The organism is Kitasatospora sp. RG8 (assembly GCF_017813315.1).
In the GTDB taxonomy this organism is placed as follows: Bacteria; Actinomycetota; Actinomycetes; order Streptomycetales; family Streptomycetaceae; genus Kitasatospora.
Genome location: NZ_JAGIYX010000034.1, coordinates 50,839 through 64,964, shown reverse-complemented (window position 1 = coordinate 64,964; position 14,126 = coordinate 50,839). Strand labels below are relative to the sequence as shown.

1 protein-coding gene is annotated in these 14,126 nt (G+C 75.0%); it reads left to right on the top strand.

The window, feature by feature from the left end; all coding sequences use genetic code 11:
• Positions 1–2: 2 nt before the first annotated feature.
• Positions 3–14,126 carry an SDR family NAD(P)-dependent oxidoreductase gene (locus J5Y04_RS34820; protein WP_209416546.1) on the top strand — a complete coding sequence of 4,708 codons (14,124 nt, stop codon included), beginning with the start codon at positions 3–5 and terminating at the stop codon, positions 14,124–14,126.

Genomic DNA, 14,126 nt, shown 5'->3' with positions numbered 1-14,126 from the left:
CCATGGACAGGCAACTCGAACAGCTGCTGCTGGACCTCAAGGCCCAGCGCGTCTCCCGGGAGCACGTCAAGGAGTTCCTGAGGCGCCGCCGGGAGGAAGCCGGCCAGGAGGAGTCCGGCCGCGCGGAAGCCGGCCCGGAGCAGGACGGCCCCGAGCAGGCAGGGCAGGAGCAGGCAGGGCAGGAGGAGGCCGGCCCGGAGCTGGTCCGGTTCCACCCGGTCTGGGAGGCGGCCGACGCCTCGCCGGCGACCGGCCGCGAGCCCGGCCACCTGGTGCTGCTGGCCGGCCCCGGCGAACTGGCCCGGGCCCTGCAGGAGTCCGACAGCACGGCCGTGGTGCGCCTGCTGGAGAGCCCGGCCACCGGCCTCGCGGAGCGCTACACCGACCTCGCGGGCCAGGTGCTGGACGCCGTCCGCCGGCTCCTCGCCCTGCCGTCGCCGCCCCGCACGCTGGTGCAGGTCGTCTGCCCGTGGAACGGCGAGGACGCCCTCGGCGCCGGCCTGCTCGGCCTGCTGAAGAGCGCGGCCCTGGAGAACCCGCGGCTGGTGCCCCAGCTCGTCCTGGTCGACACGGACGCCCCGGTGGCGACGACCGCCGGGCAGGTCCTGGCGAGCCGTGACCGCCCGGCCGAGCGCGCCGTCCGGCTGCACGACGGCGGCCGGTCCGTCCTGGCCTGGCGGGAACTGTCCGCCCCGGAGCGGCCCGCGCTGCCCTGGAAGGAGGGCGGCACCTACGTCATCACCGGCGGCCTCGGCGGCCTCGGGCTGATCTTCGCGCGGGACGTGCTGAGCTCCGTGCGCAGCGCCACCGTCCACCTCACCGGCCGCTCCCCGCTCGACGCGGACCGGCGGCGGTTGCTGGAGTCGTTGCGGAGCCCGCAGGCACAGGTGCACTACACCCCGCTCGACGTCGCCGACGCCGCCGGCGTGGAGGCGTTCCTGGCCGGGGTGCGGCAGGAGCACGGCGCCGTCAACGGCGTCATCCACAGCGCGGGCGTCCTGCGGGACGGCTTCGTCCTGCGCAAGAGCGCCGACGACCTGCGCGCCGTCCTGGCCCCCAAGGTGGCCGGGACGGTCAACCTCGACGCCGCCACCCAGGGCGACCCGCTGGACTTCTTCGCCCTGTTCTCCTCCGCGGCGGCGGTCACCGGCAACGTCGGCCAGTCCGACTACGCGGCCGCCAACGCGTTCATGGACGCCTTCGCCCACCACCGCGCCGGGCTGGTCGCCGAGGGGCGCCGCTCCGGCCGCAGCCTCTCGCTCAACTGGCCGCTCTGGGCCGAGGGCGGCATGGCACCCGACGCCGAGACCGAGCGCGCGCTGCTGGAACAGGTCGGCATGCACCCGCTGCGCACCGGGTCGGGGGTCCGTGTCCTGCACGAGAGCCTCTCCCTGGAGCTCCCGCAGGTGATGGCGGTCGAGGGCGACGGCGCACGCATCCGCCGGGCGCTCCTGGAGCAGCCCGCGGCCGCCCCCGCGGTTGCCGCCGTTGCCGCCGCTGCCGCCGCGGTGCCGGCCTCCGCGCCGGCGGCCGTGGCCGTCGACGAGGGGATGCTGCGCGACAAGGTCGTGCACCGGCTCCGGCAGGTGCTCGGCGGCGTCATCGGCCTCCCGGCGGCGAAGATCGACGCCGAGGCCCCGCTGGAGAGCTACGGGATCGACTCCATCGTCGTCACCCGGCTCAACCGGAAGTTCGCCGAGACCTTCGAGGCCGTCCCGAAGACGGTCCTCTACGAGTTCAACTCGCTGGAGACCCTCGCGGGTTACTTCCTCCGGGAGCACCGGGGGACGTGCCTCACCTGGACCGGGCTCGCCGCTGCGGCCCCGGTCGCCACCGCCCCGGCGCCGGCCCCCGTCGCTCCGGCCCCGGCCGCCGCCGGAAGGCCCGCCGCCGCGGAGCGCCCCGTCGTCGCGGAGCGTGCCGCCGACGCGCCAGCCCCCGCCGCGGCACCTGCCGCGCCCGCCGCGCCGTCCGCCGCGGACGCCATCGCCATCGTCGGTATGAGCGGCCGGTTCCCGCAGGCGGCGAACCTGGACGAGTACTGGCAGAACCTCGCCGCCGGGCGGGACTGCGTGACCGAGATCCCCGCCGACCGCTGGGAGCTGGAGGGCTTCTACCACGCGGACCGCGACGAGGCGGTCGCGCTGGGCCGCAGCTACAGCAAGTGGGGCGGCTTCCTCGACGGCTTCGCCGACTTCGACCCGCTCTTCTTCGGCATCTCGCCGCAGGAGACCATGAACATGGACCCGCAGGAACGCCTGTTCCTCCAGGAGTCCTGGAACGCGCTGGAGGACGCCGGTTACACCCGCCGGCGCCTGGCCGACGCGCACCGCGGGCGGGTCGGCGTCTTCGCCGGCGTCTCCAAGACCGGCTTCGACCTCTACGGGCCCGCGCTGCGGGAGCAGAACGAGAACCTCCACCCGCTGACGTCCTTCGCCTCGGTCGCCAACCGCGTCTCGTACCTGCTCGACCTGCGGGGCCCGAGCCTGCCGGTCGACACCATGTGCTCGTCCTCGCTGAGCGCCGTCCACGAGGCGATGGAGCACCTGCGGCGCGGCGAGTGCGACCTCGCGCTCGCGGGCGGGGTCAACCTCTACCTGCACCCGTCGAACTACACCCTGATGTCCGGCAAGCGGATGCTGTCGCACGACGGGAAGTGCCGCAGCTTCGGCGCCGGCGGCAACGGCTTCGTGCCCGGCGAGGGCGCAGCCGTGGTGCTGCTCAAGCGGCTGTCGGACGCCGAGCGGGACGGCGACGTCATCCACGCCGTGCTGCGCGGCAGCAGCATCAACCACGGCGGCCGGACCAACGGCTACACCGTGCCCAACCCGGGTGCGCAGGCCGAGGTGGTGCGCGAGGCGCTGGACCGCGCGGGCGTCAAGGCCCACGAGGTGAGCTACCTGGAGGCGCACGGCACCGGGACGGAGCTCGGCGACCCGATCGAACTCGACGGCCTCACCCGGGCGTTCGCGCAGGACACCGACGCCCGGCAGTACTGCGCCGTCGGCTCGGCGAAGAGCAACATCGGCCACCTGGAGGCGGCGGCGGGCATCGCCGGGCTGCTGAAGATCGTCCTCCAGATGCAGCACGGGCGGCTCGCCCCCAGCCTGCACGCGCAGGAGCCGAACCCCAACATCGACTTCGCCCGGACGCCGTTCCGCCTCCAGCAGGAGGCGGCCGACTGGCAGCGGCCCGTCGGCGCCGACGGCACGACGGAGCGGCCCCGGATCGCGGGCGTCTCCTCCTTCGGCGCGGGCGGCTCCAACGCGCACGTCGTGGTGGAGGAGTACCGCCGCGAGGCCGCCGGCCGCAATGGCGCGGACGCCGGCCGCAACGGCGCGGACGACGGCGCCCCGCGCCTGATCGTGCTCTCGGCCAAGGACGGCGAGCGGCTGCGCGAGCGGGCCCGGGCCCTGCTGGAGTGGATCGCCCGCCAGGACGCCACGGCCCTGGACCTCGACGCCGTCGCCCACACGCTGCAGTCCGGTCGTGAGGCGATGGAGGCGCGGCTCGCGCTGCCCGTCACCTCCGCCGCCGAACTCACCGCCGGGCTCGCCGCGTTCGTCGCCGGCGAGGAGGACGTCGAGGGCCTCCACCTGGGCAACGTCAGGGACCACCGGGACACCCTGGCCGGCTTCGCCACCGACACCGACATGGCGGCGACCGTCGACGCGTGGATCGGGAAGGGCAAGTTCGACCGGCTGCTCGACCTCTGGGTCAAGGGCCTGGCCGTCGACTGGAGCCGGCTCCACCGCGGGAACGGCCCGCGGATGCTCCCGCTGCCGGGCTACCCGTTCGCCCGTGAGCGCTACTGGGTGGGCGACCTCACCGCCGGCCGTCCGGCCGCCGTCCCCGGCGCCGCCCGGCTCCACCCGCTCGTCCACACCAACACCTCCTCCCTGGACGCCCAGCGGTTCGGCTCGGTGTTCTCGGGCGAGGAGTTCTTCCTGGCGGACCACGTCGTCAAGGGCCGCAAGGTGCTGCCGGGCGCCGCCTACCTGGAGATGGCGCGGGCGGCCCTGGAGGCCTCGCTCGACACCCGCCCGCAGGGGGTGACGCTGCGCAACGTGGTCTGGGCCCGCCCCGTCACCGCGGACGGGCCGCCCGTGCACGTGCGGACCACGCTGTTCGCCGAGGCGGACGGCGAGGTCGCGTTCGAGATCTCCAGCCTGCCGGACGGCGACGCCGACGCCGCGCCCGTCGTGCACAGCCAGGGCGTGGCCGTTCCCGCCGCCGACGCCCCGGCCGGGCCGGTGGACGTGGCCGCGCTGCTGGCCGCCTGCGACAGCGAGCGCCTCGACGCCGCGCAGTGCTACCGGACGTACCGGGAGCTGGGCATCGACTACGGTCCGGCGCACCGCGGCATCGAGAGCATCGCGGTCGGTGACGGCCAGGCCCTGGCGCGCCTGGTGCTCCCCGCCGGGGCAGCGGCGACCCAGGACGCCTTCGTGCTCCACCCGGGCCTGCTGGACTCCGCTTTCCAGGCCTCCGTCGGCCTCTTCGGCGCCGCCGGCGACGCCCCGGACGCCGCCGGGACCGTGCTCCACCTCCCCTTCGCCCTGGACGAGTTGGAGGTCTTCGGACCGGTCACGTCCGGGCTGTGGGCGTGGGTGCGGTACAGCGCCGACGACCGGCCCGGCCTCGGGGTCCGCAAGGTCGACATCGACCTCCTGGACGACGCCGGCGCCGTCCGCTGCCGGCTCCGGGGCTTCACCTCCCGGGCCTACGACGCGGCCGCGACCCCGGCCGTGAACCCGGCCCCGAACCCGACCCCGGCCGTGGACGCCCCGCTCGGCCACGGCGGGCCCGAGCGCCACGCCGCGCCCCCGCAGGCCGGCGCCACCACGCCGGCGGAGCGGGCCGGCCGGTACCTGGTCACCCTGCTGGCCTCCCAGCTGCGCCTGCCCGCCGACCGGATCGATGCGAGCGACGCCCTGGAGCACTACGGCATCGACTCCATCATGACGATGAACCTGACCAACCAGCTGGAGCAGGTCTTCGGCTCGCTGCCCAAGACCCTCTTCTTCGAGTACCAGAGCATCAGCGCGCTCACCGAGTACTTCGTCGAGGCCCACGGGGAGCGGCTGGCCGAGCTCCTCGGCGCGGACGACCAGGAGCCCGCCGCCGGCGCCCCCGCCGCCGGCGCCCCCGCCGTCGAAGCGGCTCCCGCGGTCCGGGCGGTGCCCGAGGCGCCGCGCCGCGGGCGGGCCGCACGCCGCGCCCCGGTCCGCCGCCCCGCGACGGAGCCCGAGGGCCCGGAGATCGCCGTCATCGGACTGGCCGGGCGCTACCCGCAGGCCCGCAACGTCCGCGAGTTCTGGCGCAACCTCGCCGAGGGCCGGGACTGCATCACCGAGGTCCCGGCCGACCGCTGGGACCACAGCGCGTACTTCGACCCGGACAAGAACGCGCCAGGCCGCACGTACACCAAGTGGGGCGGCTTCCTGGACCGGGCCGACCACTTCGACCCGCTGTTCTTCAACATCTCCCCGCGCGAGGCCGCGTTCATGGACCCCCAGGAGCGGCTGTTCCTGGAGACCGTGCACGAGACGCTGGAGGACGCCGGCTACACCCGCGAGGCGCTCAGCCGCTACGGCGCGCGCGGCCTCGCCGGGAACGTCGGCGTGTTCGTCGGCGTGATGTACGAGGAGTACCAGCTCTACGGCGCCCAGGAACAGGCGAAGGGACGCAACGTCACCCTGTCCGGCAGCGCGTCGTCGATCGCGAACCGGATCTCCTACGTCTTCGACCTGCACGGCCCGAGCCTGGCCGTCGACACGATGTGCTCGTCCTCGCTCACCGCCCTTCACCTGGCCTGCCAGAGCCTGCGGACCGGCGGCTGCGAGCTCGCCGTCGCCGGCGGCGTCAACCTCTCGCTCCACCCGAACAAGTACCTGATGCTCGGGAACGGCAAGTACGCGTCGAGCAAGGGGCTCTGCGAGAGCTTCGGCGAGGGCGGCGACGGCTACGTGCCCGGCGAGGGCGTGGGCGCCGTCCTGCTGAAGCCGCTCGCCCGGGCCGTCGAGGACGGCGACACCGTCTACGGCGTCATCCGGGGGACGGCCCTCAACCACGGCGGCCGGACCAACGGCTACTCCGTGCCCAACCCCCGCGCGCAGCACAACGTCATCGGCCACGCGCTGCGCGAGGCGGGAGTCGACGCGCGCTCGGTGACCTACGTCGAGGCGCACGGCACCGGCACGTCACTCGGCGACCCGATCGAGGTGGCCGGCCTGACCAAGGCGTTCCGGGAGTACTCGGACGACCGGCAGTTCTGCGCGATCGGCTCGGTGAAGAGCAACATCGGGCACGCCGAGAGCGCCGCCGGCATCTCGGCGCTGACCAAGGTGCTGCTCCAGCTCAAGCACGGCCAGCTGGCGCCCTCGCTCCACGCCGAGGTGCTCAACCCGCACATCGACTTCGAGAACAGCCCGTTCCGCGTGCAGCGCGAGCTGGCGCCGTGGCAGCGCCCCGTCGCCGCCGACGGCACCGAGGCGCCGCGCATCGCCGGCATCTCCTCCTTCGGCGCGGGCGGCTCCAACGCGCACGTCATCGTCGAGGAGTACCGCCCCGCGCCGGCCGCCCGGCCCGCGGGCTCCGCGGGCCGCCCCGCCGCCGTCGTGCTGTCCGCCCGGACGGAGGCCGGCCTGCGGGCCCAGGCCGAGCAGCTGCTGCACTGGACCACCGAGGAGGAGGGCGCCGGCACGGCGCTCGCCGATCTCGCCTACACCCTCCAGACCGGCCGGGAGGCCTACGAGGAGCGGCTCGGCCTCGTCGCGGGCACGACCGGCGAACTCACCGCGGGCCTGCGGGCGTTCCTGGCCGGCGAGACGGGCGCCGACGGGCTCCACCGGGGCCGCGTCGAGCGGCGGCAGGGAGTGCTCGCCGTCTTCACCCCCGACGAGGACCTGGCGCGGGCGCTCGACGCCTGGGCCGCCGGGCACGAGTACGGCAGGCTGCTGGAGCTCTGGGTCACCGGCCTGGTGCTCGACTGGGAGAAGCTGCACGTCGGCTCCGCGCCCCGCCGGGTGCCGATGCCGACCTACCCGTTCCAGGGCGAGCGCTACTGGCTCTCCCCGGGCACCGCGGCCGACCCGCGGCCCGCGACCGGCGCCGGGCGGCTCCACCCGCTGCTGCACGCCAACACCTCCAGCCTGAACGAGCAGCGCTTCACCTCGGTCTTCACGGGCGAGGAGTTCTTCCTGAAGGACCACCAGGTCCAGGGCGAGCGCGTGCTCTCCGGCGCGGCCTGCCTGGAGCTGGCCCGGGCCGCGGTGGCGGCCTCGCTGGACGGGCCGCACGGCGGCCTGCGGATCCGCAACGTCGTCTGGTCGCGGCCCGTGACCGTGACCGGGAGGGCCCGGACCGTCCAGGTCCGCCTGCTGCCGAAGGGCCCGGACGAGGTCGGCTTCGAGATCCACAGCACCGCCGACGAGGACGGCCCGGACGCGCAGCCGGTCATCCACAGCGAGGGCCTCGTCCGGGTGGCCCCGGAGACCGGTCCGGCGGACCCCGCCGGCCTCGACCTGGCCCGGCTGCAGGCCGCCTGCGACGGTGCGCAGTTCGACGCGGAGCAGGCCTACCGGGCCTTCGGCGCCCGGGGCATCGCCTACGGCCCCGGCCACCGCGGCCTCGACCGCCTCCTGACCGGCGACGGCCAGGTGCTCGCCCGGCTCGTCCTGCCGGACGCCGTGCGGGGGACGCTGGACGACTACGGCCTGCACCCCGCCCTGCTGGACTCCGCCCTCCAGGCCTGTGTCGGCCTGCTGCCCCTGGCGGACGAGGGCGGGCCGCTCCTGCTGCCCTTCGCGCTGGACGAGGTGGAGATCACCGGCCCCTGTGCCCCCGTGATGTGGGCCTGGGTGCGCGAGGGCGGCGGCCGGCCGGGCGACGCCGTCCGCCGCCTCGACATCGACCTCTGCGACGACGAGGGCCGGGTGAGCGTCCGCCTCAAGGGCGTCTCGCTGCGCGCCTACACGGCGCAGCCGGCCACCGGTGCGCAGCCGGCCGCCGCCGGGTCGCCGTCGGGCACCGCGGAGCTGCTCGCCGCGCCCTGCTGGGTCCCCGCCGAGCGCGCGGACCGAGCTGGGGAGGCCGGGGCGACCGGGGCGACCGGGGCCGGCCTGGTGCTGGTCGCGGGTCTGCCCGAGGTCGCGGCGGCGCTGGAGGCCCGGGGCACGGCCCGGGTCGTGCGCCTGGACTCCGCCGCGCCGGGCGTCGACGCCCGCTACACCGAGGACGCGCTGACCGTCCTCGCGGCCGTCAAGGAACTGCTGGGCGAGCGCGGGCAGCAGGGCGTGCCCGTCCAACTGGTCGCGCCGTCGGCGCAGGAGCCGTCCCTGTGGGCGGGGCTGGCCGCCGTCCTGAGGTCGGCCCGGCTGGAGAACCCGAAGGTGCTCGGCCAGCTCGTCCTGGTCGACCCGCAGGACGGCCCGGAGCAGGTGGCCGCCCAGGTCGCCGCCGACCGCGCCGCACCGTCGGACACCGCCGTCCGCCACCGGGGCGGGACGCGCGAGGTCCTGCGGTGGCGTGAGGAGGCGGACGGCACCCCGGCCGGGGTGCCGTGGAAGGACGGCGGCGTCTACCTGATCACCGGTGGCGCCGGCGGGCTGGGCGCCGTCTTCGCCCGGGACATCGCCGCCCGGGTGCGGGAGCCCCGGATCGTCCTCGCCGGCCGCGCGCCGCGCGACGGGCACAAGGACGCGCTCTTGGCGGAGCTGACGGGCCTCGGCGCCCACGCCGCCTACGAGCAGGCCGACGTGGCCGTCCGGGACGACGTCGAGGCGCTGGTCGGCCGGCTCCGCGAGGCGCACGGCCGGATCGACGGCATCCTGCACAGCGCCGGGTTCATCAAGGACGCCTTCATCCTGCGCAAGGACGAGGCCGACTTCGCGCGCGTGCTGGCGCCGAAGGTCGCCGGGCTGGTGCACCTGGACGAGGCCACCCGGGGCGACGACCTGGACTTCCTGGTCGCCTTCTCCTCCGTGGCCGGGGCCCTCGGCAACGTCGGCCAGTCCGACTACGCCGCGGCCAACTCCTTCATGGACGCCTACGCGCACCACCGCAACACGCTGGTGGCGGCGGGGGAGCGGCACGGCCGGACGGTGTCGCTCGGCTGGCCCCTGTGGGCCGACGGCGGCATGCACGTCGACGCGGGCACCGAGCAGTCGCTGCGCGAGCGGTTCGGGCTCGTCCCGCTGCGCACGGAGACCGGCGTCCGGGCCCTCTACCGGGCGCTGGCCTCGCAGCACGGCCAGGTGCTGGTGCTGGAGGGCGACCGGCCGAGGCTGCGCGAGACCCTCCTCGCGGGCCTCCTCGCCGACGCGCCGTCCGACCGGCTCCCGTCCGACCGGCTCCCGGCCGGCCCGGCCCCGGCGGCGGACCGCCCGGATGAGTCGGCGGCCGGCCGGGACGTGACCGGCGCGGGCGTGACCGGCGCGGGCGTGACCGTTCCGGACGCGACCGTTCCGGAGGTGGCCGTTCCGGAGGTGACCGGCGCGGGCGTGACCGTTCCGGACGAGACCACCGCCCAGAAGGCTGCGGCGTACTTCAAGAAGCTCCTGGCGTCGGTCATCGACCTTCCCGCCGCCAAGATCGACCCGGAGGCGCCGCTGGAGGACTACGGCGTCGACTCCGTCATGACGATGGACATGACCCGCACGCTGGAGACGGTCTTCGGCTCGCTGCCGAAGACGCTCTTCTTCGAGCACCGGACCATCGCTGCTCTGACGCGGCACTTCCTGGAGACCCACCCGGGGCGGATGCGCGAGCTGCTGCCCACGGCGGCCGCCCGTCCGCAGCCGGCCCCGTCCCCGTCCGCCGGGCCGGCCGCCGCGGAGCGGACCGTTCCCGCCCGCGCCTGGCGCACCCTCGGATCCGGGCAGGCACCGGCACAGGCGCAGGAGCGGACGCAGGCCCCCGCGGGCGTCGGTGACGTCGCGATCATCGGCCTGGCCGGGCGCTACCCGCAGGCCGCCGACGTCCGCGAGTTCTGGCAGAACCTCGCGGCCGGCCGGGACTGCGTGACCGAGGTGCCGGCCTCGCGCTGGGACGTCGGCGGCTTCTTCGACCCCGACCCGAACGCCCCCGGGAAGACGTACAGCAAGTGGGGCGGATTCCTCGACGGCGCCTACGACTTCGACCCGATGTTCTTCAACATCTCCCCCCGCGAGGCGGAGATCATGGACCCGCAGGAGCGGCTGTTCCTCCAGTGCGTCCACGACACCCTGGAGGACGCCGGCTACACCCGGGACACCGCGAAGGGCCGGACCGGCAACGTCCTCGACGGCCGGGTGGGCGTCTTCGTCGGCGTCATGTACGAGGAGTACCAGCTCCTCGGCGCCCAGGCGCAGCTCGGGGGCACGCCGCTGGCGGTGGCCGGCAACCCCGCGTCCATCGCGAACCGGGTGTCGTACTACTTCAACCTGCAGGGCCCGAGCATGAGCGTCGACTCGATGTGCTCGTCGTCGCTGTCGGCCGTCCACCTGGCCTGCCAGAGCCTGAAGTGGGGCGACTGCGAGGTGGCGGTCGCCGGCGGGGTGAACCTCTCGCTGCACCCGAACAAGTACCTGCTGCTCAGTCAGGGCAGGTTCGCCTCGACCAACGGCCGCTGCGAGAGCTTCGGGGCCGGCGGTGACGGCTACGTGCCGGGCGAGGGCGTGGGCGCCGTGCTGCTCAAGCCGCTGGCGAAGGCCGTGGCGGACGGCGACCGGATCTACGGCGTCATCAAGGGCACGGCCGTGAACCACGGCGGGAAGACCAACGGCTACTCGGTGCCGAACCCGCAGGCCCAGGCCGACGTCGTCGGCCGGGCGCTGGCGACGGCGGGCGTGGACGCGCGCGCCGTCGGCTACGTCGAGGCGCACGGCACCGGGACGGCGCTGGGCGACCCGATCGAGATCGCCGGGCTGGCGAAGGCGTTCGGCGAGCACACCGAGGACCGGCAGTTCTGCGCGATCGGCTCGGTGAAGAGCAACATCGGGCACGCCGAGAGCGCGGCGGGCATCGCCGGCATCACCAAGGTCCTGCTCCAGCTCCAGCACGGCAAGCTCGCTCCCTCGCTGCACGCGCGGACGCTCAACCCGCACATCGACTTCGCGGGGACGCCGTTCGTCGTGCAGCGGGAGCTGGCCGACTGGCCCAGCCCGGCGCCGGCCGACGGTTCGGACACCGCGGTCCCGCGGGTCGCCGGCGTCTCGTCCTTCGGCGCCGGGGGCTCCAACGCCCACGTCGTCATCGCGGAGTACCTGCCCGGGGAGGCGGCCGGGCCGGCCGCGGCCGACGACGCGCAGCCCGCCGTGGTGCCGCTCTCGGCGCGGACGGCGGAGCAGCTGCAGGCGCAGGCCGCCAACCTGGCGGACTGGCTGGAGCGCCCGGAGAACGCCGGCGCCGCCCTCGCGGACATCGCCTACACGTTGCAGGTGGGCCGCGAGGCGATGGAGGAGCGCCTCGGCGTCATCGCCGGGTCGGTGCCGGACCTGCTGGCCAAGCTGCGGCACTTCCTCGACGACGGTCCGGGCAGTGGTTCCGGCGGCGCCGGTGACGAGGTCGTGCGGAGCACGGTCACCCGGGACAGCGCCGTGCTGACGCTGTTCGCCCCCGACACCGACCTCGACGCGATGATCGGGGCCTGGGCCGGGAAGGGGAAGTACGAGAAGCTGCTCGAACTGTGGGCCAACGGCGTGCCGCTGGACTGGCGCCTGCTGCACGGCGCCGCCACCCCCCGGCGGATCGCGCTGCCGACCTACCCGTTCGCGCGCGAGCGCTGCTTCCCGTTCGACGCCGAGCCCCTGGTGGCGCGGGCGCCGCAGGGACCGCGGCCGGCGCCGGGGCCGGGCCGGCTGCACCCGCTGGTGCAGGCCAACACCTCGGACTTCTCCGAGCAGCGGTTCAGCTCGGTCTTCACCGGCGAGGAGTTCTTCCTGCGCGACCACGTCGTGCAGGGCTCCCGGACGATGCCGGGCACGGCGTTCCTGGAGATGGCCGTCGCGGCCGCCTGCCTCACCTGCCGCACGGCCGTCGAGCCGTCCGCGCCGGTGGCGCTGAGGAACATCGTGCTGGCGCAGCCGTTGCGGGTGGGCGACCGGCCGCAGGAGCTGCACGTCGGCCTGCACCCCGAGGCGGACGGCGACATCCGGTTCCGCGTCTACAGCGCCCCGGACGACGAGGAGCCCGTCCTGCACGGCGAGGGGGCCCTCTACTTCATGGAGGGCGCCGAGGACACCGTCCTCGACCTGGACGCCCTGCGGGCCGCCTGCGACCTCCCCGGGCTGACCGCCGCGGAGTGCTACGAGCTCTACCGCGCGGCCGGCATCGCGTACGGGCCCTCGCACCGGGGTGTCCGGCACATCTGGACCGGGCCGGGGCAGGCGCTGGCCGAACTGGCGCTGCCGGACCCGGTCCGGGGCACCGAGGGCGACTTCACGCTGCACCCGAGCCTGCTCGACGCGGCGCTCCAGGCCTGCGTCGGCGTCCTCGGCCGGCCGGGCGCCGAGGGGGCGGCGCGCAGCGGTTCCGGCCTCGCCGTGCCGTTCGCGGTGGACGACGTCCTCGTCCTCGACGCCTGCACGGACGCCATGTGGGCGTGGGTGCGCCCGAGCGGGGAGGAGAGCGCCGACGCGGCGATCCGCAAGCTCGACGTCGACCTGGCCGACCAGCGGGGACGCGTCCGTGTACGCATCGCCGGGCTCTCGTTCCGGGTCCTGAATCCAAATAAGAATCATGATCCGATTTCCACCACGGAGTCGACTGGTGATCATGTAACGTCTCGTCAAGTGACGGTGCATCATGATCCGGTCAACCCCGCGGGGACCCCCGGCGCAGCGGCACTCTCCTACCCGCAGTGGCAGGGGAGGCCCGTGCAGGGCGGGCTCTCCAGCGTCGACGGCGCACGGCGGACCGTCCTCCTCGCGGGCCTGCCCGAGGCGGCCGAGCTGCTCAGGAGCTGCGACGACGGTGACGTCGTCGTCCTGGCCGACGAGGTCGGGACTCTCGACGGCCGGTACGCCGGCTACGGGGTGCAGCTCCTGGAACGGCTGAAGTCCGAGGTGCGCGGCACCGCCGGCAAGGCCCACCTCCAACTGGCGATCGCCGGCGGCCCGGACGCGCTCCCGCTCACCGGCCTCGTCGCGATGCTCCGCACGGCCGCGCTGGAGAACCCGAACGTCACCGGGCAGCTGCTTCTCCTCGACCCGGACGACACCCCGGCGACGGCCGTCGAACGGATCCTGGAGAACCGGGCCCACCCGGAGGACACCCTCGTCCGCTACCGGGACGGCCGGCGCGAGGTGCAGGCCTGGGCCGAGGACGCCACGGCGACCGCCGCCCCGCTCCCGTGGAAGGAGAACGGGGTGTACCTGATCACCGGCGGGACGGGCGCGCTCGGCCTCGTCCTCGCCCGGGAGATCGCCGCCCGCACCGGGAACGCCACCCTCGTCCTGACCGGGCGCTCCCCGTCCGACCCGGACAAGCTCCGCGTCCTCGACGAGCTGGTCGCCCTCGGCGCCCGCGCCGCGCACTACGAGCAGGCCGACACGGCGGACCGCGCCGCCGTCGACGCGCTGGTCGCGCGGACGCTGGAGCGGTGCGGCCGGATCGACGGCGTCGTCCACAGCGCCGGCGTCACGCACGACGGCTTCATCCTGCGCAAGCAGGAGGCGGAGTTCCGCGGCGTCCTGGCACCCAAGGTGTCGGGCGTGGTGAACCTCGACGGCGCCACCGCCGCCCTCCCGCTCGACTTCTTCGTGACCTTCTCCTCCACCTCCGGGGCCTCCGGCAACGTCGGCCAGGTCGATTACGCGGCGGCCAACGCCTTCCTCGACGCCTACGCCTGGCACCGCCAGGACCTCGTCGCCCGCGGCGAGCGCAGCGGACACAGCCAGTCCGTCAACTGGCCGCTCTGGGCCGACGGCGGAATGCACGTCACGCCGGAGACGGCGGCCCTGCTGCGCTCGCGCTACGGCGTCGTCCCGCTGGGGACGGCCGAAGGGATCGAGGCGTTCTACCGGATCCTCAACTCCCCGCACAGCCAGGTGATGGTCACCGCGGACGCGCCGTCCGGCCCACCTGAAACGCCTGCCCCGCACCAGACCTCCCCTGTCACCTCTGCCGTCGGGACGAATCCGTGA